20 protein-coding genes are annotated in these 19,439 nt (G+C 71.9%); 10 read left to right on the top strand and 10 right to left on the bottom strand.

Annotated elements, in window-relative coordinates:
* Position 1: 1 nt before the first annotated feature.
* From NRP21_RS14410 to NRP21_RS14425, 4 genes are read left to right on the top strand one after another with little or no spacing between them, the layout of a single operon-like run.
* On the top strand, positions 2–1,474 hold the full coding sequence (locus NRP21_RS14410; RefSeq protein WP_257716909.1) for a class I adenylate-forming enzyme family protein: 1,473 nt from the start codon (positions 2–4) through the stop codon (positions 1,472–1,474).
* Entirely contained in the window at positions 1,471–2,565 is a 1,095-nt protein-coding gene (locus NRP21_RS14415; protein ID WP_257716910.1) for an NAD/NADP-dependent octopine/nopaline dehydrogenase family protein, read from the top strand. Before NRP21_RS14410 ends, NRP21_RS14415 begins: the two co-directional genes overlap by 4 nt.
* A complete protein-coding gene (locus NRP21_RS14420) occupies positions 2,555–3,547 on the top strand; it encodes a 3-hydroxybutyryl-CoA dehydrogenase (protein ID WP_257716911.1) in 993 nt (330 codons plus the stop codon). Before NRP21_RS14415 ends, NRP21_RS14420 begins: the two co-directional genes overlap by 11 nt.
* A gap of 59 nt (positions 3,548–3,606) precedes the next feature.
* Positions 3,607–4,587, top strand: coding sequence for a Bug family tripartite tricarboxylate transporter substrate binding protein (locus NRP21_RS14425; protein WP_257716912.1), 981 nt, complete (start codon positions 3,607–3,609; stop codon positions 4,585–4,587).
* Positions 4,588–4,660: 73 nt separating this feature from the next.
* Here NRP21_RS14425 and NRP21_RS14430 read toward each other — a convergent pair whose 3' ends face one another.
* The 6 genes from NRP21_RS14430 to NRP21_RS14455 all read right to left on the bottom strand — a co-directional run bounded on the left by NRP21_RS14430 (position 4,661) and on the right by NRP21_RS14455 (position 10,601).
* Positions 4,661–4,894, bottom strand: a complete 234-nt coding sequence (locus tag NRP21_RS14430) for a hypothetical protein (RefSeq protein WP_257716913.1) — start codon at positions 4,892–4,894, stop codon at positions 4,661–4,663.
* 148 nt (positions 4,895–5,042) lie between these two features.
* The gene (locus tag NRP21_RS14435; protein WP_257716914.1) at positions 5,043–6,524 is read right to left on the bottom strand and encodes a protein adenylyltransferase SelO; all 1,482 of its coding nucleotides are present in this window, start codon (positions 6,522–6,524) and stop codon (positions 5,043–5,045) included.
* Positions 6,525–6,574: 50 nt separating this feature from the next.
* On the bottom strand, positions 6,575–6,952 hold the full coding sequence (locus tag NRP21_RS14440; protein WP_257716915.1) for a winged helix-turn-helix domain-containing protein: 378 nt from the start codon (positions 6,950–6,952) through the stop codon (positions 6,575–6,577).
* 57 nt (positions 6,953–7,009) lie between these two features.
* Positions 7,010–7,954, bottom strand: a complete 945-nt coding sequence (locus NRP21_RS14445; protein WP_408639628.1) for an SMP-30/gluconolactonase/LRE family protein — start codon at positions 7,952–7,954, stop codon at positions 7,010–7,012.
* Between the two features lie 183 nt (positions 7,955–8,137).
* A complete protein-coding gene (locus NRP21_RS14450; RefSeq protein WP_257716917.1) occupies positions 8,138–9,112 on the bottom strand; it encodes a Bug family tripartite tricarboxylate transporter substrate binding protein in 975 nt (324 codons plus the stop codon).
* 34 nt (positions 9,113–9,146) lie between these two features.
* A complete protein-coding gene (locus tag NRP21_RS14455; RefSeq protein WP_257716918.1) occupies positions 9,147–10,601 on the bottom strand; it encodes an FAD-binding oxidoreductase in 1,455 nt (484 codons plus the stop codon).
* 384 nt (positions 10,602–10,985) lie between these two features.
* On the opposite strand from NRP21_RS14455, the gene NRP21_RS14460 reads away from it, so the two are divergent.
* The 4 genes from NRP21_RS14460 to NRP21_RS14475 are packed head-to-tail and all read left to right on the top strand — an operon-like array spanning position 10,986 to position 15,051.
* On the top strand, positions 10,986–11,969 hold the full coding sequence (locus NRP21_RS14460; protein ID WP_245214829.1) for a 2-keto-3-deoxygluconate permease: 984 nt from the start codon (positions 10,986–10,988) through the stop codon (positions 11,967–11,969).
* Positions 11,966–13,213, top strand: a complete 1,248-nt coding sequence (locus tag NRP21_RS14465) for a four-carbon acid sugar kinase family protein (protein ID WP_257716919.1) — start codon at positions 11,966–11,968, stop codon at positions 13,211–13,213. Before NRP21_RS14460 ends, NRP21_RS14465 begins: the two co-directional genes overlap by 4 nt.
* Positions 13,213–14,226 (top strand): 4-hydroxythreonine-4-phosphate dehydrogenase PdxA, encoded by a 1,014-nt coding sequence (pdxA, locus tag NRP21_RS14470; RefSeq protein WP_257716920.1) that lies wholly within the window; start codon positions 13,213–13,215, stop codon positions 14,224–14,226. Before NRP21_RS14465 ends, pdxA begins: the two co-directional genes overlap by 1 nt.
* Before the next feature lie 60 nt (positions 14,227–14,286).
* Positions 14,287–15,051, top strand: coding sequence for a DeoR/GlpR family DNA-binding transcription regulator (locus NRP21_RS14475; protein WP_257716921.1), 765 nt, complete (start codon positions 14,287–14,289; stop codon positions 15,049–15,051).
* Here the strand turns inward: NRP21_RS14475 and NRP21_RS14480 are convergent.
* The 4 genes from NRP21_RS14480 to NRP21_RS14495 form a co-directional block, all read right to left on the bottom strand.
* Complete coding sequence (locus NRP21_RS14480; RefSeq protein ID WP_257716922.1) at positions 15,035–15,571, bottom strand: MOSC domain-containing protein; 537 nt, start codon at positions 15,569–15,571, stop codon at positions 15,035–15,037. The genes NRP21_RS14475 and NRP21_RS14480 overlap by 17 nt on opposite strands.
* 8 nt (positions 15,572–15,579) lie before the next feature.
* Positions 15,580–16,041, bottom strand: coding sequence for an opioid growth factor receptor-related protein (locus tag NRP21_RS14485; RefSeq protein WP_257716923.1), 462 nt, complete (start codon positions 16,039–16,041; stop codon positions 15,580–15,582).
* 50 nt (positions 16,042–16,091) lie between these two features.
* On the bottom strand, positions 16,092–16,688 hold the full coding sequence (locus NRP21_RS14490; protein WP_257716924.1) for a class I SAM-dependent methyltransferase: 597 nt from the start codon (positions 16,686–16,688) through the stop codon (positions 16,092–16,094).
* Positions 16,689–16,753: 65 nt separating this feature from the next.
* The gene (locus tag NRP21_RS14495; RefSeq protein WP_257716925.1) at positions 16,754–17,659 is read right to left on the bottom strand and encodes a fatty acid desaturase; all 906 of its coding nucleotides are present in this window, start codon (positions 17,657–17,659) and stop codon (positions 16,754–16,756) included.
* 90 nt (positions 17,660–17,749) lie between these two features.
* Here NRP21_RS14495 and NRP21_RS14500 point away from each other — a divergent pair, with 90 nt between their 5' ends.
* Positions 17,750–18,604, top strand: a complete 855-nt coding sequence (locus tag NRP21_RS14500) for an ABC transporter ATP-binding protein (protein WP_257716926.1) — start codon at positions 17,750–17,752, stop codon at positions 18,602–18,604.
* The gene (locus NRP21_RS14505) at positions 18,601–19,437 is read left to right on the top strand and encodes an ABC transporter permease (RefSeq protein WP_257716927.1); all 837 of its coding nucleotides are present in this window, start codon (positions 18,601–18,603) and stop codon (positions 19,435–19,437) included. The genes NRP21_RS14500 and NRP21_RS14505 overlap by 4 nt, the downstream gene beginning before the upstream one ends.
* The last annotated feature ends 2 nt before the right edge of the window (positions 19,438–19,439 follow it).

A 19,439-nucleotide genomic window follows, 5' to 3' on the forward strand; every position in this document is an offset into this window, starting at 1 on the left:
CGTGACGAACCTCGCCACCCTCATCGACCGCAACGCCGCCTTCGCCCCCGCCAAGACCGCCCTGCGCTTCGAGGGGGCGGCGATCTCCTACGCCGAATTCTCAAGCATGATCACCCGCGCCGCCCACGCGCTGCGCGTGGACCACGGCGTGCGGCCCGGCGACCGCGTGGCGGTGCTGGCCACCAACCATCCCGCCTATCTCGCCCTGCTCTACGCCTGCGCCCGGCTCGGCGCGATCCTCCTGCCGTTGAACTGGCGCCTGGCCGCGCCGGAACTGCGCTACATCCTCGAACACGCGGAAGCGCGCCTCTGCTTCTTGGAGCCCGCCTTCGCCACGACGCTCACCGAGGCCGCGTCGGACCTCCCTGCCCTTCCCCTGGACATACCCACGGGCGGCGCGGATCCGGAAGGCCCCGGCACGCTCGAAGACCCCCTGTTGCTCGTCTACACCTCCGGCACCACCGGCCGCCCGAAGGGCGCGCTGCTACGGCAGGAGGCGCTGTTCCACAACGCGGTGATGAGCCACCACCTGCACGGCATGACGGCGGAGGACCACATCCTCTCCGCCCTGCCCTTCTTTCACGTGGGCGGCCTGAACATCCAGACCACGCCCGCCTTGCAGGCCGGCGCTACGGTCACGATCCACCCGCGCTTCGCGCCCGACACGGCGCTGGAAAGCATCGCGAGGGACCGCCCCACCCTTTTCCTCACTGTCCCCGCCGTGATCCGCGCCCTGCTGGCCGCGCCGGGCTGGGCGGATGCCGACCTCTCCTCCCTCCGCGCCATCTCCACCGGCTCCGAACCCGTCCATCAGGCGCTGATCGATGCCGTCACCGTCCGCGGCGTGCCGCTGCTGCAGGTCTACGGCGCCACGGAAAGCTGCCCCATCGCCGTTTACACCCGCCTCGGCGGCGATCTCTCACGCGGCACCTCAACGGGCCTCCCCGGCCTGCTCTGCGAGGCGAAGGTGGCCGACGATGCAGGCCGCGAACTCCCCCACGGCATCCCCGGCGAGGTGCTGCTACGCGGCCGCAACCTCTTCTCCGGCTACTGGCGCGACGAGGCCGCAACGGCAGCCTGCACCATCGACGGCTGGTACCGCACCGGCGACATCGCCACGCGCGACGCGGACGGCTACTTCACTGTGCACGACCGCAAGAAGAACATGATCATCTCCGGCGGAGAAAACATCTACCCCGCCGAGCTGGAGCGCGTGCTGCTGGAGCACCCGGACATCGCGGAGGCCGCCGTGCTCGGCGCCCCCGACCCGAAATGGCAGGAGGTGCCGGTGGCCTTCCTCGTCCTCCGCGCCGGCTGCATCGCGGATGCCGAAGGGGTGCGCGCCCACGTCGCCGCCCGCCTCGCCCGCTTCAAGGTGCCGCGGGACGTGATCTTCACCGATGCCCTGCCCCGGACCGCCCTCGGCAAGGTCCGGCACTTCGAGCTGCGCCCTCTCGTCGGAACCCAAGCATGACGCTCCGCATCGCCGTCCTCGGGGGCGGCAACGGCTCCTTCGCCGCCGCCGGCGACATGGCCCTGAACGGCCACGAGGTGCGCCTGTGGCGGCGAGACGCGGAAGCCGTGGCCGCCCACAAGGCCGGGGGCGGCACCATCGCCGTGAAGGACGCGAAAGGGACCCACGAGGCCCGCCTCGCCCTCGTCACCACCGACATCGCGGAAGCCGTGCGCGGCGCCGACCTCATCCTCTGCCCCGCCCCCGCCACCGCGCAGGTGGACATCGCGCGCCTCCTGGCCCCGGTGCTGGAAGACGGCCAGGTCGTCTTCCTGCCCCCCGGAACCCTCGGCACCGTGCTGATGGCCCGCGCCCTGCACGAGACCGGCCGCAAGCCCCGCGTCGCCTTCGCCGAAACCGGCACCCTGCCCTGGCTGGCCCGCAAGCACGGCCCGCACCAGGTCGCCATCACCACCCGCGCCACGCGCCTGCCCACCGGCGTCTTCCCGCTGGATGCCGCCGACCACGCCCTGGCCGTGATCGCCCAGGCCTTCCCCGGCGCCATCGAGCCCTGCGGCGACGCGCTCTCCGGCGCGCTGATGAACGCCGGCGCCATCATCCACCCGCCGCTGATCATAATGAATGCCGGCCCGCTTGAGCACTTCGAGAAGTGGGACATCCACAACGAGGGCACCGTCCCCGCCATCCGCCGCACCACGGACGCGCTGGATGCGGAGCGCATCGCAGTGCGCGAGGCCCTGGGCTACGACGCCCCGCACTTCCCCCTTGCCCACCACTACGCGAAGGAGGGAGAGGAGTGGATGTACGGCCGCGCCAGCCACGATCGCCTGACGGAATCCGGTGACTGGCGCGAGAAGATCATGCTCACGAAGCATCGCTACATGATGGAGGACCTGCGCCTCGGCCTCTCCCTCATCATCTCCGCCGCCGAACTGGCAGGCGTGCCCACCCCGCTGGCCCGCGCCTTCTCCTCCATCGGCGCCGCGATCCGGGGCGACGCGCCGGACCATTCCGGCCGCACCCTCGCCGATGCCGGCCTGGGCGGGCTGGACCGCGCCGGGATCGACCGGGTGCTGAAGCATGGCTTCTGATCGCGCGCTCGTCGCCTGCCTCGGCGCCGGCCGCATGGGCCGGGGCATCGCCGTGCAATTCGCCTACGCAGGCCACGAGGTGGTGCTGCTGGACGCCAAGCCCCGCGATCCCGCCGCCTTCGCGAAGCTGGAATCGGAAGCGCTGGCCGAGATCGGCGCCGCCCTCCGCACCCTGGCCGAGCTCGGCCTCTTCGATCCCGCGCACGCCGACACCCTCCTCGCCCGCGTGCGCGTGGCGCGCGACGAGGACGCGCCGGAGGTCCTCTCCCGCGCCGGCCTCGTCTTCGAGGGCGTGCCGGAGATCCTCGACCTCAAGCGCGACATCCTCGCCCGCGCCTCCGCCCTGATGGGCCCGGAGGCGATCCTGGCCTCCACCACCTCCACCATCTTGGTGGACGACCTCTCCCCCGCCGTCGCGGACCCCGCGCGCTTCCTCAACGCGCACTGGCTGAACCCGGCCTACATCATCCCCCTCGTCGAGGTCTCGCCCGGCCGCCACACCGCACCGGAAACGGTCGCGCGCCTGCACGCCATCCTCGAATCCGTCGGCAAGGTCCCGGTGAACTGCGCCGCCACCCCCGGCTTCATCGTGCCGCGCCTGCAAACCCTCGCCATGAACGAGGCCGCGCGCATGGTGGAGGAAGGCGTCGCCAGCGCCGAGGAGATCGACAAGGCCGTCAAGTACGGCTTCGGCTTCCGTTTCGGCGTGCTGGGCGTGCTGGAGTTCATCGACTGGGGCGGCGGCGACATCCTCTACCACGCCAGCCGCTACCTCACCGGCGCCCTCGGCCACGAACGCTACCGCGCCCCCGAGGTGATCGAGCGCAACATGGAGCAGGGCCGGATCGGCCTTCGCACCGGCCAGGGATTCATGGATTATTCCGGCCTGGATCTCGAATCCTATCGCCGCCGGCGCCTTCAGGCGCTGGTGGAGAGATTGCGGGCCGAGGGGCTCGCCAAACCGCCCGTGCTGCCGGACTGAACCGGACGGGGAAGAGGAAGGCGCGGCACGCGGCGGCACAACAGACAGGAGGCTGCTGCATGTTCGGACGAAGGGATCTCACCCGCCTCGCGCTCGGCGCCGGGGCGGGGCTCGCGCTGTCACGGGCGGTGCGCGCGCAGGGGGCGTGGCCCGACCACTCCCTCCGCTGGGTGGTCGGCTACGGCCCGGGCGGCGCCAGCGACATCTTCGCGCGCATGATCGCCCGGCAGATGGGCCCGGCCATCGGCCAGTCCATCGTGGTGGAGAACCGCCCCGGCGGCGGCGCCATCGTCGCCACCGAGAACGTCGTCCGCTCCCCCGCCGATGGCCACACGCTGCTGCACACGGACAACGGCATCCTCGTCTACAACCCCGCCCTCTACGCCAGGCTGCCCTTCGACCCGGACAAGGACCTGGTGAATGTCGGCTTCATCGGCCGCTTCCCCATGCTGCTGCTGGTGCGGCCGGAAAGCCCGTTCCAGGACTTCGCGGGGCTGCTCGCCGAATCGAAGCGCCGCACGATCACCTACGGCACCCCCGCCGTCGCCTCCCCGCACCAGCTCGCCATGGAGGTGCTGAAGCGCCATTCCGGGCTGGACGCGACGCACGTGCCCTATCGCGGCATGCCGGCCGTCCTGAACGACCTCGTCGGCGGCCAGGTGGACTGCATCATCGCCGACATCACCAACGCCCTGCCCTACCTCTCCACCGGCCGCGCCCGCGGGCTGGTGATGCTGGGAGACAGCCGCGCCAGCGCCGCCCCGAACGTGCCCATGGCGGTGGAGTTGGGCTACCCCAAGGCGGTGTCCTACGGCTGGCAGGGCATCGCCGTCGCTGCCGGAACGCCGCAGCCGGTGGTGGATCGGCTGAACACCCTTCTCCGCTCCGCCATCGGGAGCCCCGAAGTCTCCAAGCAGATGAGGGACATCGGCGCGGAGCTGGTGCCCCGCACCCCCGCGCAGATGGCGGAGTACGTCGCGGCCGAGAACGCGACGTGGCGTCCCCTTATCCGGGATCTCGGCATCCGCCTGGACGGCTAGGAACGGAAAAGGGCCGCCGGATGCCCGGCAGCCCTTCGCTCATCGCACCGGGGCGCCGAAGCCCCGGCTTTGCTCAGGCGTGCTGGCCGCCACCGCCCGTCGCGCCGCTGTCCAGCAGGAACTCCTGGGCAGGGTTGTTCGCGGCCGGCGAGGCAAGCGGCGTGCGGGCCGCATCGGTCGAGTTCCACGTCTTGTAAGCGGAGGGGCCGAACATCGGGGCGCCCGTCTCGGCGCGCGCGGCACCGGCCACCACGGGGCTCACGAGCGCGGCGGCAAGAGCAAGGGTGCGAAGCGTCTTGGAAAACATCAGTCCATATCCAGCATGAATGGCGGCGGCACCATGTCGTCGTCGTTGAGCGCGGTATGGACCGGGAATCAGCCGGGCTCCACTCCACCAGGCGAATACGATGTATTTGCCTGATGGATGTAACTGTTGCGCGAGGTGAGTTCCCGCCTCAGGTCCCGCAGAAGGTGACGTAGGGCTCCTCCGCCGCCGCGGGCGGGAGGTCCGCGCCCGGCTGGTCCTCGTAGGGCCGGGCCGTGCTCTCCAGCAGCGCCTCGAACGGCCCCATGTCGCCGGCATAGGCCGCGGCCAGCGCGCCCTCCACCAGATGGTTGCGCGGGATCACGGCAGGGTTCACCGCCCGCATCGCCGCCGCGCGCGCCGCGGGATCGCCACCGGCCTCGCCGAGCCGGGCCCGCCAGCGCGCGGCCCAGGCGTCGAAGGCCGCCGGGTCGGCGAACAGCCCGCGGGCGGAGTCATCCCCCTCCACCGCGCCGCACAGGCGCCGGAAGGTCAGGGTGAAGTCCGCCCGGTTCTCCGCCATGGCCTTCAGCAGCTCGCCCGCCAGCGCCACATCGCCCGCGCTGCCTCCGGGCAGCCCGATCTTGGCGCGCAGCCCCTCCAGGTAGGCGCCCTCGAAGGCCGGGGCAAAGCCCGCCAGAGCCTCGTTGGCCGAGGCCAGCGCCGCCTCCTCCGTCTCGCCCAGCAGCGGCAGCAGGGCCTCCGCCAGCCGTGCCAGGTTCCACTGCATAATGCGCGGCTGGTTGCCGTAGGCGTAGCGGCCGAACTGGTCGATCGAGCTGAAGACCGTCGCGGGGTCGTAGGCGTCCATGAAGGCGCAGGGCCCGTAGTCGATCGTCTCGCCGGAGATGGAGGTGTTGTCGGTGTTCATCACGCCGTGGATGAAGCCGATATGCATCCAGCGCGCGACCAGCGCCGCCTGCCGCGCGATCACGCCGTCCAGCAGCGCGCGATACGGGTCGGGCACCCCCACCAGATCCGGGTAGTGCCGCGCGATGGCATGGTCGGCCAGCACCTTCAGCCCCTCCACGTCGCCGCGCGCCGCGAAGTAGGCGAAGGTCCCCACGCGAATATGGCTGCTCGCCACGCGGGTCAGCACGGCACCGGGCAGCACCGTCTCGCGGTACACCTCCTCCCCCGTCGCCACCGCGGCCAGCGCCCGGGTGGTGGGCAGGCCGAGCGCCGCCATCGCCTCGCTGACAAGGTACTCGCGCAGCACCGGCCCCAGCGCCGCCCGCCCGTCCCCGCGGCGGGAGAAGGGGGTGGGGCCGGAACCCTTGAGCTGGACGTCGAAGCGCGCCCCGTCCGGCGCCACCACCTCGCCCAGCAGGATGGCCCGGCCATCGCCGAGCTGCGGCACGAAGTTGCCGAACTGATGGCCGGCATAGGCGGCCGCCAGCGGCTCCGCCCCTTCCGGAACATGGTTCCCCGCCAGCACCGCCACGCCCTCCGGCGAGGCAAGCTCCGCCGGGTCCAGCCCCAGCCGCCGGGCCAGCGCCGCATTCAGCCGCAGCAGCCGCGGCGCCGCCACGGGCGTCGGGTCCAACCGCGCGCGGAAGCGCTCCGGCAGGCGGGCATAGGAGTTGTCGAAGGGGAAGCGGACCGCCTGCCCTTCCAGGACCGTGGTGCTCATGTTCTGCAGATCGAAAGCCGGGGGCCCGGAAACAACCCCGCCCCGGCGGATCAGCCAGCCCCGCGCCGCGCCAGCGCCGCCAGCCGGGCCGCGGCGGCCGTATTCGCCTCCGCCTCGATGGCGCGGTAGGTCTGCACCACCTCCTCCCCCCGCGCCGTCAGCTTCGCTCCGCCCCCACCGGCGCCGCCCGCCACCGTCTCCGCCACGGGCTCGCCAAGGCCGCGGTTCAACGCCTCCACCAGCTCCCAGGCCCGGCGATAGGACATGCCCAGCGCCCGCCCGGCACCGGAGATGGAGCCGGCGCGCCCGATCTCCTCCAGCAGCCGCACCTTGCCCGGCCCGATCCGCAGCCCGTTGCTGAGGTCGAGCCGCAGGCTCAGCCGCGGCCCGGTCTCCTCGTTCCTCTCGGCTTTCCTCGCGCGCGGCATGGCCGGGAGCCAATCACGCGGCCCGCCCGGCCACAATGCCCGGGCGGGTCATTCGCCTCAGACCAGCGCGGCGCCCTGGGTGTTCACATAGACGGCGTAGAGCGACTTGCTGGCCGCCATGAACAGCCGGTTCCGGTTACGCCCGCCGAAGCAGAGGTTGGCGCAGCGCTCCGGCAGGTGGATATGGCCGATCGGCTGGCCCGCCTTGTTGATCACGCGCACGCCGTCGAACTCGGCGCTCATCCCCCAGCCGCACCAGAGGTTGCCCTCCACGTCCACCCGGAACCCGTCCGGGCGCTCGCCGGGCCTGGCCTGGAAGAAGACGCGGTTGTTCGCCAGCTTCGTGCCGTTCTCCGTCACGTCGAAGACGCGGATGATGCGCGGGTTGGCCGCCGCCTCCACCACGTAGAGCAGGCTCTCGTCCGGGGAGAAGGCGAGGCCGTTGGGCCGCCCCACCTCGGCCGAGACGACGGTGATCGCGCCGGTCGCCCCGTCCACGCGATAGATGTTCGTCGGCAGCTCCGGCTGCGCGCGGTAGCCCTCGTAGTCGCCGAGGATGCCGAAGGGCGGGTCGGTGAACCAGATGGAGCCGTCGGACTTCACCACCACGTCGTTGGGCGAGTTCAGCGGCTTGCCCTCGAACCGGTCGGCGATCACGGTGATGCGGCCGTCATACTCGGTCCGCGTCACGCGGCGCGCGCCGTGCTCGCAGGCGATCAGCCGCCCCTGGCGGTCGCGGGCATGGCCATTGGCGAAGTTGTCGGGGTTGCGGAACTCGTCCACCTGGCCCGTGGTCTCGCTCCAGCGCAGGGTGCGCTGGTTCGGGATGTCGGACCAGATCACGGCGCGCTGGTCGCCCAGCCACACCGGCCCCTCGCTCCAGCGCGCCCCGGTCCAGAGCCGCTCCACCGCCGCCGCGTCCAGCTGGTAGCGCGCGAAGGAAGGATCGAGGATCTCGAAGGCCGGGTCGGGGTATCGGGTCACGTCCTCCCACCGCGCCAGGGCCGGGCGCGCGAGCAGCGAGGCGCCACCGAGCGCAAGGCCGCCAAGGCCCCGCCGGGACATCATCGTCATCTTTGTTTCCTCACCTACCGTCATCGCCGTCTCAGGCCAGGGCGCGCGAAGGGCGCGCGCCCTGCCCGGCCGGGGGCGATCGCCCGGCCTACTCGAGTGAGCCCGAGGCGATCAGTCGGCCGAGGCGCCGGACTTCTCGATCGTCTCCCGCCACATCGGGCGCTCCCGCGCCGCGCGCGCGGCGGCGTCGGCCGCCGTGGTCCAGATCGGCTTGGCGCCCACGCGGGCGAAGCGCTCCCGCTGCGTGGCATCCTCCACCGTCGCCTTCAGCGCGGCGTTGATCCGCTCCACCACCACGTCCGGCGTGGAGGCAGGGACCACGAAGCCGCCCCACACCGTCACGACGAAGTCGTTGACCCCGGACTCCGCCATGGTCGGGACGGAAGGCAGGGTGGACCAGCGCTCCGCGCTCGTCACCGCCAGCGCGCGGATCTGCCCGGCCTCGACGAGGGCCTGGTAGGAGGCAACGCCGTCGATCGCGAAGTCGATGTCACCGCTCAGCAGCGCCGGCTGGATCTGCGCCGCACCGCGATAGGGCACGTGCACCGCCTCGATGCCGAGGCGGGAGAACAGCATGGCGGAGGAGAGGTGCGTGGTGGTGCCGACGCCGGTGGAACCATAGGTGATGCCGCCGCGCTTGCTCTTCGCCCAGGTGATGAACTCCTGCAGCGTCTTGGCCTGCACCTTGCCCGGCGCCACCACCGCGATGTTCGGGAACTCCCAGCCCAGGGCGACGGGCTTCAGGTCCTTCTCGATGTCGTAGGGGACGTTCTTGTAGAGGTACTGGTTGATCGAGAAGTTGGAGACGGTGACGCAACCGATCGTATGGTTGTCGTTCGCCTTCGCCACCGCGTCGGTGCCGATGTTGCCGCTGGCGCCCGGGCGGTTCTCGATCACCACCGGCTGGCCGAGCGTCTGGCCCATGTGGTCGGCATAGACGCGCGCGATCACGTCCGTGGCGCCGCCCGGCGGATAGGGCACGATCATGCGGATCGCCCGCGTCGGCCAGTTGCCACCCTGGGCGTGGGCCAAAGAGGGAAGCAGGGCGGAACCGAGGGCGGTTCCGAGCAGGGTGCGGCGGTTCACGGCGTTTCCTCTCCGGGAAATGGCAGGAAGTGGTTCAGGCCTCGGGCGGCAGGACCTTGCCGGGATTCATCAGCCCGGCGGGGTCCAGCAGCGCCTTCACGCGCCGCATCAGCGCGATCTCGGCCGGGTTCGTCACGCGGCCCAGCCGGCCGCGGTTGCTGATGCCGATGCCGTGCTCGGCGCTGATCACGCCGCCCAGCGCGGCGGTCTCGTCGTCCACCACGGCGTTGATCTTCGCGACCATCGGCGCGGCGGTCGCGGCATCCGGGTACTGTTTCGCATCCAGGATCGCGAGGACGTGGATGTTCCCGTCGCCGATATGCCCGTGCATCACGATGCGCGCCTCCGGCGCCACCTCGGCGATCCGGCGCTCCACGTTGCGCGCGAACAGGGCCTGGTTCTCCAGCGGCACCACGCTGTCATGGCTCACCACATAGCCCGCACGCTTGCTGCCTTCGGAGACGGAGTGGCGGATCTTCCACAGCGCCTCGGCCTGCGCGCCGCTCTCCGCGATCACGGCATCGGTTACCAGCCCCTCCTCGAAGGCGGCGCCGAGCGCCTCCTCCAGCGGGGTGCGGAGGTCGGTCGCGGCCAGCGTGTCCGTCAGCTCGATCAGCAGGTACCAGGGCGCCTCCAGCGCGAAGGGGATCGCCACGTCCGGCACGTGCTCCGCGATCACCTCGATCTGGCCGCGCGACATGGCCTCCAGGCTTGCCAGACGGTCGCCCACCGCGCTGCGGAGCCGCCCCATCAGCGTCAGCACCGCCTCGATCTCCGGCAGCGCGACCATGGCCAGCGCCGAGACGCGCGGGCGCGGGAAGAGCTTGAGGGAGGCGGCGGTTACGATGCCCAGCGTCCCCTCCGCCCCGATGAAGAGCTGCTTCAGGTCGTAGCCGGAGGAGTTCTTCCGCAGCGCGTGCAGGCGGTCCAGCACCGTGCCGTCCGGCAGCACCACCTCCAGCCCCAGCACCAGCTCCCGCGTGTTGCCGTAGCGCAGCACGGCCGTACCGCCGGCGTTGGTGGCGATGTTGCCGCCGATCTGGCAGCTCCCCTCCGCGCCGAGGGAGAGGGGGAAGAGGCGGTCCACCTTCTCCGCCTCCTCCTGAATGGTCTGCAGGATGCAGCCCGCCTCCACCGTGATGGAGTTGGCCAGGGCGGAGATGGCGCGCACGCGGTTCAGCCGGTCCAGCCGCACCACCACGGCCTGGCCGGAAGCGTCCGGGGTGGCCGCGCCGCACATGCCGGTGTTCCCGCCCTGCGGCACGATCGTCACGCCCCGCTCCGCGCAGAGCCGCACCACCGCGGCCACCTGCGCCGTGTCGGCCGGCTTGACCACGGCGGCGGCGCGCCCGTGATAGCGGCCGCGCCAGTCCACCACATAGGGTTCCTGGTCCTCGCCGGGCGCGACGACGTGCTGGCGGCCGACGATCGCGGCCAGGGCCTCCACCAGCGCGGCGTCAGCAGCGGCATCGGAAACGGCGAGGCTCATGGCGTTGGTCGGCTCCGTGCTTGGGGCCGGGCGGCCGCAGCGCGCGGGGCGATGCGTCCACACGGCCGGGGTGGCGGCAGGTGCCGCCCCCGCTAGTCCTCTACATGACCAGATTGCGCGGGCGCTTCTGCGCGTATTGAGCAGAAATGTCGAGGGGAAACTTCGGATGCCGATCAACCCTGCGCAGAAGCGTGATCCGGAGCTGCTTTCAGCCTGAAAACCATGCTGCACCCGCGAAGGGGCGCGGTGCGGCACCCACCAGGCAATTCTGCGCAGTTCGCGCAAAAATTCATTGACTTCGCCCCACCGGACGCGACATCAGCCCCGTAGTCCCGCGTCCCGCGCGGCCGGGCACCCAGCCTCGGGCGCCATCGGAGAATGCCCATGCAGATTCCCATCAAGCGCGCTATCGAGAGCGTGCCCGGCGGCATGATGGTCGTGCCCCTCGCCCTCGGCGCGATCATCGCCACCCTCTTCCCAGCCACGCCGAAGTTCTTCGGCTCCTTCACCGGCGCGCTCTTCACGGGATCCCTGCCGATCCTGGCGGTGTTCTACGTCTGCATGGGCGCCAGCATCGACTTCAAGGCCACCCCCTACATCCTGAAGAAGGGCGGCACGCTGCTGGCCACGAAGGTCGGCATCGCCGCGCTGCTGGGCATCATCGTCGGCCAGTTCCTGGGCGAGGCCCCGGTGGCCAGCGGCATCTTCGCCGGCCTCTCCACCCTCGCCATCGTCGCCGCGATGAACGACACCAATGGCGGCCTCTACATGGCGCTGATGGGCCAGTACGGCGCGCCGCGCGATGTCGGCGCCTACACGGTGATGACGCTGGAATCCGGCCCCTTCCTCACCATGATCACCCTCGGCGTCGCCGGGCTCTCGGCCTTCGAGTGGCCGGTGCTGGTGGGCGCCATCCTGCCGCTCCTCGTCGGCATGATCATCGGCAACCTGGACCGCGAGATGCGCGACTTCCTCAGCCGCGCCATTCCCGTGATGATCCCCTTCTTCGCCTTCGCCCTCGGCGCCGGCCTGGACCTGACGAAGGTCTGGCAGGCCGGTCTGCTGGGCCTCGGCCTCGGCGTCGCGGTGGTGGTGATCACCGGCACCGCGCTCTTCCTCGCGGATCGCGCCATCGGCGGCTCGGGCGTGGCGGGCGTCGCGGCGGCCTCCACCGCGGGCAACGCGGCCGCTGTGCCGGCGATCGTGGCGGCCAACAACCCGGCCTACGCGGATGCGGCGCCGGCGGCCACCATCCTCGTTTCCGCCTGCGTCATCGTCACCGCCATCCTCGTGCCGCCGGTCACCGCCTGGGTTGCCCGCCGCGTCGGCCCGGGCCGGGACGCCGTGGCTGAGGGACGGGGCGCATGACCCGCCGCTGGCTCATCCTCGCCGATGACCTGACCGGCGCCGCCGATTGCGGCATCGCCTTTGCCCGCCGCGGGCTGGAGGCGGCGGTCGGCTGGCACAGCGCGGAGGGCGCCGCCGCCGAGGTGCTGGCGATCGACGCCGACAGCCGCCGCCTGAGCCCCGGGGATGCGGCCGGGCGCCACGCCGCGCTGCTGCGCGCCCGCCACGCTCCGGGCACCGGCCTGATCAAGAAGATCGACTCCACCCTGCGCGGCCAGCCCGCCGCCGAGCTGGCCGCCACCATTGGCGCCCTGCATGAGGCCGGCCGCCCGGCGATGGCGATCGTCGCCCCCGCCTTCCCTGCCACCGGCCGCACCACGGAGGGCGGGCGCGTCCACCTGAACGGCGCGCCGCTGGAATCCACCCCCCTCTGGGCGCGCGACCACAGCTACGAGAGCGCGCACCTGCCGACGGTGCTGGAAGCTGTCGGCCTCAAGGCCCGCCACCTGCCGCTGGAGACGATCCGCGCCGGCGACGCGGCGCTGGAAGCCGCCCTGCGCGATGCCCTGGCCGCGGGCGTGGAGGCCGTGGTCTGCGACGCCACCGCTCCCACCGACCTGGACGCCCTGGCCCGCGCCAGCCTGCCGCTCGTCGGTGACGTCTTCTGGGTCGGCTCCGGCGGCATCGCCGCCGCCCTCGCTGCCGCCCTGCCGCTCATGGGCGCCCTGCCCGCCGCGCCGCCCGCCGCGCGCGGCGGCGTCCTTGTCGTCGTCGGGAGCATCGCCGAGGCTTCCCGCAGCGCCGCCGCCCGCCTTGTCGCCGAGAGCGCGGCCGCCCTCATCGAGGTGCCGGTCGGCCTGCTCCGCGCCGGCCCCGCCGACCCGGGCTGGGCACCCATGGCTGAGGCGATCGCCGCTTCCCTCGCCGCCGGCCGCGACACGCTCGTGCTGATCACGGACGCCTCCCCCGCCGACCTCTCCCAGGGCGCCGCCCTCGCCACGGCGCTCGGCACCCTGCTGGAGCCCGCAGGCCGCAGCATGGGCGGCCTCTTCGCCACGGGCGGGGAAACGGCCTGCGCGCTGCTGAGCCATCTCGGAGTCCACGGCATCCGCCTGGTGGAGGAGGTCGAGGCCGGCGTGCCCCTCGGCGTCACCCAGGGTGCCATCCAAGTCCCCGTCATGACGAAGGCCGGCGCCTTCGGCGACGACGGAACGATCCTCCGCAGCCTGTCCCGGCTGCACAATCTCTCCCGGGAGAACGCGTGATGTCTGACACCCGCCCGATCATCGCCATCACCATGGGCGACGCCTCCGGCATCGGCCCGGAGATCATCATGAAGGCCCTGGCGCGGGAGGACGTCTACGCGATGTGCCGCCCCTTCGTGGTGGGCGACGCGACGCGCCTGCGCGAGGCCGACGCCATCACCAAGACCGGCCTGCAGGTGAACGCCCTGCAGTCCCCCGCCGGCGCCAAGTACCAGCGCGGCACGGTGGACGTGATCGACCTCGGCATCATCCCCGCCGGCCACCCCTTCGGCCAGCTCTCCGCCCTCTCGGGCGAGGGCGCCTTCCGCTATATCGAGCGCGCGACGCGGCTGGTGGAGGCCGGCGAGGCCGACGCCATCTGCACGGCGCCGCTGAGCAAGGAGGCGCTGCACGCCGCCGGCCACAAGTACCCCGGCCATACGGAGATGCTGGCGCACCTGACCGGCACGCCGGAGGTCTCCATGATGCTGGTGGCGCCGAAGCTGCGCGTCATCCACGTCACGACCCATATCGGCCTGATGGACGCCATCCGGAAGATCGAGCCGGGCCTGGTGTTCCGCGTGATTGAGCGCGGCCGCGCGACGCTGGTGAAGGCCGGCATCGAGCAGCCCCGCATCGGCGTCTGCGCCATCAACCCGCATGCCGGCGAGAACGGCCTCTTCGGCCAGGGCGAGGAGGAGGAGAAGATCATCCCCGCCATCGAGAAGTGCCACGCCAACGGCTGGAGCGTTGACGGCCCGCTGCCCGCCGACACGCTGTTCTTCCGCGCCGCCCGCGGCGACTTCGACCTGGTGGTCGCCATGTACCACGACCAGGGCCACGGCCCGGTGAAGGTGATGGGCCTGGAGGCCGGCGTGAACATCACCATCGGCCTGCCGGTGGTCCGCACCAGCGTGGACCACGGCACCGCCTTCGACATCGCCGGCAAGGGCATCGCCGACGAGGGCTCCCTGGTGGAGGCCCTGAAGCAGGCCGTGGGCCTGGCGCCGAAGCGGGTGATGCAGGCGGCCTGAACGGCAACCGTGCCGGCCGGGGGGATCGCCCTCGGCCAGCACCTCTCCTAGAATCCGGCCATGCGACGCCGACGAACGCGCCACGACGAGATCCTGGCCGCCCTGGCCACCGGCGACACGGATGTGGACGCCCTGGCCGCCCGTTTCGGCGTCTCCGCCTCCACCATCCGCCGCGACCTCAACGCCCTCTCCGAGCAGCGGGCGGTGGCGCGCACCTATGGCGGCGCCATCCTCGCAGCGCCGCACCTCGAATCCAGCCTGCGCGCCCGCACCGGCCAGCACCGCGCCGCCAAATCCGCCATCGCCGAGGCCGCGCTGGACCTGATCGGGGAAGGCGAGACGATCATCCTCGACGGCGGCTCCACCGTGGAGGCGCTGGGCCGCCTCCTGCGCGGCCGCAGCCTGCGCGTCGTCACAAACAACCTGCCCCTGATCCCCGTCCTCGCCGACGCGCCGGGCATGGAGCTGGTGGTCCTGGCCGGCACGGTGCGCCCGATCAGCATGAGCACCGTCGGACCCCTGGCCGAGCAGGCCCTGCGCCACCTCACAGCCGACCGCGTCTTCATGAGCGCGGACGGCGTGATGCCCGGCCGCGGCGTCTGCGAGGCGACGCTGGAGCAGGTCTCCCTCAAATCCCTGATGATGCGCCAGGCGCGCGAGGTGGTGGTGCTGGCCGACGCCTCGAAGCTAGGCCGCCACGGCCAGCCCTTCTGGGCCCCCCTGCCCGCCGCCGCGGCCGGTAGCTGGACCCTGGTGACGGACGCGCCCCCCGCCGCCTGCGCCCCCTATGCCGAGGACGGAGCGCGGATCATCCGGGCTGGCTAGGTTCGATCACCCGCACCACCGCATCCCCCAGCCGGATCACCCCGCCCTCCAGCACCCGCGCCGTGATGCCGCCATGGCCGCGCACGGCGTTGTAGCCGCCCTCGCCCAGCTCCTCGTCCATGCGGGAACAGGGGTGGCAATCGCCCGACCATTCCAGCAGCACCTCGCCCACCCGGAAGCGACGGTTCCGCAGGGCCGTCAGGTTGATCCCTTCCGTCAGCAGGTTCCGCCGCAACCGCTCCGGCGGCACCGCGTCGCGCCCGAGATAGCTGGTAATGGCGCGCAGCCCTTCCGCCGCCACCAGTGTCACCTGCCGCCCCCCGTTGTTGCGGCTGGCGTAGCGATCTCCCTCCAGTCCCTGCCCCGTCACGGCCAGGGCGGAATCCACCACCCGCACCGGCTCACGCCGCACCGCGCGCAGCCCGATCCAGCCGATGCGCCCGGGCGCCACGGGCCCGTCGATCAGCCGCGCCAGCATGGAGCCGGGATTGGGAAAAAGAGATCGCTGCTCGGGCGGCATGCCCCCTTCTACGCCGCCCCCAGGGCGCGTTCCCAGTGCCGCAGGCTCTCGGCGTTCACCGGCCCACCCGCCGCCGCGTTGCGGGCCAGCAGCGCGGCGTGGAACCGCGCTGCCTCCTCACGCCCCAGAAGGTCCCGCACGGCGGTGATGATGCGGGTGATGCGAAGGTGGTTGTGGTCGAAGCGCACCAGCCAGTCGTCCGTATCCGCGTAGAAGCGCGCCATCCGGTCCAGTGCCGCGCGCAGCCCCTCCCGCGCCGCCGGATCCGCCCGGATCGCCGCCGCCTCATCCTCCCCCAGCACCGGCGATCCCGGCACGGCGCGGCTCGGCTCCCGCAACGGAAAAAGCCACTGGATGAAGTCGTGCACGGCCTCCAGCCGGCCGTCGTCGAAGGCCAGCACATCGGCCAAGCGGCGCCCCCGGCCGTCGCGGCCAGCGCCGCGCAGGAAGGCGTGGATGGGATGTTCCATGCACCCCGAACGCCCCACCGCCGCTCGGGTTCTCAGGGCGGCCGAGGCCCCTAACGCCGGAAAACGAGCAGAAGGTTGTTGGCCGGCATCTCATGCACTTCCGGCGCCCCGAACCCCCTCGCCGCAGCCTCCGCTGCCACTGTCTCCAGGTCGCGCACGCCCCATTCGGGATTCCGGCGCCGCAGGTCGGCATCGAAATCGGCGTTGCTCGGTGCTGTATGCACGCCGTTCCGCCGATAGGGGCCGTAGAGCACCAGCGGCGCCCCCGGCCGCAGCAGGGCCGCCGCGCCGCGCATCAGGCCCAGCGTCGCCGCCCAGGGCGCGATATGGATCATGTTGATGCAGAGCACGGCATCCGCCGCGACGGCGGGCCATTCCCCCGCCGCGTCCAGCGCCAGGGCCGGGCGGATGTTCCCCTGCCCGGCCGCCCAGGCATCAATGCTGCCCCGCGCCCCCGGATCGGGGTCGCTGGGCTGGAAGACCAGGTCCGGGAATGCCTGGGCGAAGTGCAGCGCGTGCTCGCCGGTGCCGCTCGCGACCTCCAGCACCACCCCTTGCGGCGGCAGCACGCCCCGCAGCACGGCCAGGATGGGATCGCGGTTGCGGGCGGCGGCCGGTGCCCGGCGCCGCAGGTTGCTGGAGGTCATGGCACGCCATGTGCCCCGGAAGGACCGGGAATACGAGGGGGAGAGGACGCAGCAGCCCCCTCCCCTCACCCCACCTTCCGCAGCGCCCGGATATGATCCCGGTGCCAGGCCGCATAGCCCGTCCCGACATGCGCCAGCCGGTCCCGCAGCAGCGCGTGCGCGTCCTTCAGGCGATGGAAGGGAATGAAGGGGTAAAGGTGGTGCTCCGCGTGATACGGCATCTCCCACATCAGCAGCCGCACCGGCGCCACCGTCATCATGGTGCGCGTGTTCGTCAGGCCGTTGGAATCCTCCGTGCAGCCCGTGTGCTCCGTCAGCAGGTACAGCCGCAGCACGGGCTGGCCGAGCAGTTGCGGCCCCACCCAGAACAGCAGCACCGCCCCCCAACCGAAGGCCAGGCCTACGGCCACCGCCAGCACCACCGTCAGCGCCGAGCCCGCCCGGATACTGCGCACCACCCGCGGCGCGGAGGCCGGGTGGATGAAGGGATAGGCCGAGAGATCGCCTTTCCACCCCCGCGCCCAGACCGTCAGCTGCGCGCGCCAGTAGGGCAGGCCGACCACCCGCGCCACATAGGCCGGCAGGTCCCCCGGCGGCGGCGGGGACAGCTCCGGGTCGTGCTCGGGATCCTGGGTGTGCTTGTGATGGGCCAGGTGGAAGGCTTGGTAGAAGTGCCAGTTCCGCAGCGCCGGCAGCGCCACCAGCCAGCCCACCACCGCGTTCACCCGGCGGGACTTGAAGGCCGTGTAGTGGCAGGTCTCGTGGATCGGCGCGAAAAGGGCCGCCTGCACCACCCCCGCCAGCAGCATCGCCGGCACCACCAGAAGCGGGGGCGAGACCGCCACCAGCCAGCCCGTGGCCAGGATCAGCGCCAGATGGACCCCCAGCCTCGCCCAGCCCCGCGCGTCGGAGCGGGTGTTGAGGTGCATCATCTCCCGCGGCTTCGGGGCCGCCATCACCGTCGCGCTCATGCTGCCGATCCTCTCTCACAGCCGCCCCGCACCGGAAGCAAAACCCGCGCCGCGCCCTTCCCCTCCGGACCGCCCGCCCGATTCCCCATCTTGACCGGGCGCCCCGGCTCGGCCGAAACGGCCGGCGTGCAGGAGGACGGCACCATCGCGGCCAGCGGCCACACCGCCCCATCGCGGGAGGACAGCACGGGGCCCGCCCCCGTCGTCGCGCTCCGCGGCGTCACCAAGCGCTACGGCAACGGCACGCTGGCGGTGCAGGGGCTGGACCTGGACATCACGACAGGGAGCTTTGTCTCCCTTCTCGGCCCATCAGGCTGCGGCAAGAGCACGGTGCTGCGGATGGTGGCGGGCCTCTCCCCCCTCACCGCCGGGGGCATCGCCTGGCCGCGCGCCGCCGGGCGCCCGCCGAAGCTCGGCTTCGTCTTCCAGGAGCCCACGCTGATGCCCTGGAAGACCGCAATCGACAACGTCGCCCTGCCCCTGCGCCTGGAAGGCGTGGCGAAGGCCGAACGCCACCGCCGCGCGCGGGAGATGCTCGATCTCGTCGGCCTTTCCGACTTCGCGAACAGCTACCCGCGCGAGCTCTCCGGCGGCATGAGGATGCGCGTCTCCATCGCCCGTGCCCTGGTCACGGAACCGGAGGTCCTGCTGCTGGACGAGCCCTTCGCAGCCCTGGACGAGATCACCCGCTTCCGCCTGAACAACGACCTCCTGCGGCTCTGGGAGAGCCGGCGCTTCACCGCCGTCTTCGTCACCCACTCCGTCTTCGAATCCGTCTATCTCTCGCAGCGCGTGGTGGTCATGGCAGCAAACCCCGGCCGCCTGCACGCCGACCTCCCCATCGCCGCCCCCGCCCGGCGGGACGAGGCCTTCCGCACCTCCCCCGACTACGCCGCCCTCTGCCGCACCGTCTCCGAGGCGCTGGAAAGGGCCATGAAAGCATGACCCCACCCGACGACGCGCCCGGCCGGGAACGCCGCATCCTCGGCCTGCCGCCCGGCACCTGGCCGCGCATCCTGGCGCCGCTGGTAGTGGGTCTGCTCCTCCTCGGCGGCTGGGAATGGGCCGTGCGCCACTTCGCCGTGCCCGCCTACATCCTCCCCGGCCCCGTGGCGATCGCGCGAACGCTGGTGGCGGACTGGCCCACCCTCTCCGGCTCGCTCGCCGTCACGCTCCGCATCACCGTGCTGGCCCTGCTGGTGGCCACAGCCGCAGGCCTCGCCCTCTCGATCCTGTTCAGCCAGTCCAAATGGGTGGAGATGACCTTCCTGCCCTATGCGGTGATGCTGCAGGTCACGCCGGTCGTCGCCATCGCGCCGCTCATCATCATCTGGGTGGACAACATCCAGGCCTCGCTCCTCATCTGCGCCTGGATCGTCGCCTTCTTCCCCGTCGTCTCGAACACCACCATCGGGCTCAACAGCACGGACCGGAACCTGCTGGACCTGTTCCGCCTCTACGGCGCCACGCGCTGGCAAACCCTGGTCCACCTCCGCCTGCCCGCCGCCATGCCCTTCTTCCTGGCCGGGCTGCGCATCTCCGGCGGCCTCTCCCTCATCGGCGCCATTGTCGCGGAATTCGTGGCCGGCGCGGGCGGCGCATCGTCGGGCCTCGCCTACCGCATCCTCGAATCCGGCTACCAGCTCCAGATCCCCCGCATGTTCGCGGCGCTGGCGCTGATCTCCTTCTCGGGCGTCCTCATCTTCCTCGCCCTCTCCCTCGTCTCGCACCTGATGCTCCGCCGCTGGCACGAGAGCGCGCTGAGAAAGGACCACTGACC

It is taken from the genome of Roseomonas populi (assembly GCF_024594815.1).
GTDB classification, from domain to species: domain Bacteria; phylum Pseudomonadota; class Alphaproteobacteria; order Acetobacterales; family Acetobacteraceae; genus Roseomonas; species Roseomonas populi.